The organism is Microbacterium sp. Bi128 (genome assembly GCF_918698205.1).
Genome location: NZ_CAKKMM010001418.1, coordinates 1 through 1294, shown reverse-complemented (window position 1 = coordinate 1294; position 1294 = coordinate 1). Strand labels below are relative to the sequence as shown.

1 protein-coding gene is annotated in these 1294 nt (G+C 60.8%); it reads right to left on the bottom strand.

From position 1 onward, the window contains the following. Window positions 1–332 precede the first annotated feature (332 nt). Window positions 333–533 carry a hypothetical protein gene (locus tag LQV45_RS33290; protein ID WP_230012008.1) on the bottom strand — a complete coding sequence of 67 codons (201 nt, stop codon included), beginning with the start codon at window positions 531–533 and terminating at the stop codon, window positions 333–335. Window positions 534–1294: the final 761 nt, after the last annotated feature.

Genomic DNA, 1294 nt, shown 5'->3' with positions numbered 1-1294 from the left:
CCACGAGATAGACCAGCACGTCGACCAGATCTATTGGACGGATCCGCATCCAGCGAGTATATCGACGGCGCCCGGACCGCCCTCTTGCCCGATTAGGATTCCTTCCGCTTCGCTCAGGCCCTGCAAGTGCCTCACCCGCCCCACGCAGACCCAGAGCAGTCCGTTTGCACTTTCCACGGTCTGCCCCATAAGAGTCGTTCACGCGTGGTCTCGGTCTCTCCGCGACCAGGATGTAACCAAGGTCCGCCGCCCTCGACTCGCGGATCTGGCTCCCAGCTAGGGGTGCCGACCTGTCAATGAGCAGCTGGTCGGCAAGTACTACCGTTCGTGCTCTACGTGGACGGGGTCTTACGCCGGCCTTCCAGCAGGGCAAGAGTAGCCCAGGATAAAAGCGCTGGGACCAGGATCAGCAGGACGAAAACCCACCACTGGTAGTGGAAGCTCCACAGCAGGACGAGCCCACCCACGACGAGTCCGAGTACAAAGTAGAGCACGAAAAAAACGATCCCCAGACCCATGATGCGTCGATTCATGAGTACATGCTCCCATGAGGAGCAATACCTTAATGGAAGTAGTGAGCCAGGGAGTTTGGTGGAGGCTCGTGGCGCCACGAAGCGTGCCCGTAAGCCGATCCCTCAGCGGGCGCTGCGATAAGACCCGGCGCTATGGCAGGAACGGCTGCGGGTGCCAGAAGCCACCCCAGCTGCCGCATGGATCCCGCGTGCCAGGCACGCATCGCCGCCGGTGGGTGTGCCACGGCTAGTCTAGGTGTTCACAATTCTTGGGGGATTGAATGGCTCGGACACACAACCCACCGGTTTTTCTCGCCGGGGTGATCCACGTGTCCGTCGGCTGGATACTCTTCGGCCCGACGAGTGTGCTAGCGGCAGCTTCCGATCGACCCGTCTCCCCCAGTCACCCAAATGCGGGGTTGTAGGCTCAGAACATGTCAGCTCATTGGGGGATGCAGACTCAGCGCGGAAGAGTACTGCTTGTTTTGGCCGGACTCGTCCTTGCGCTGGCGGGTTGTACGTACAGTGACCCGCCTGAGCAGACAGTTAGCTCATCGTCCAAAGGGGCAACGTTGCCACCCCGGTCATTTGAGGAAAACGTTGGTGACGTGGCCCGTTTGCTTGGTGCATCCGTAACGGACGCTGGTATGCCAACGGAAGCAGAGCCTGCCGGGAAATTGGCCACTGTACTTGCTCCCGGGGACTATGTCGTCACGGCCGCGTGTGCCGGCGGCTACTTCGCCAAGCTGACGATCGTTGAGGGCGATGGGCTTCCGCTGTCA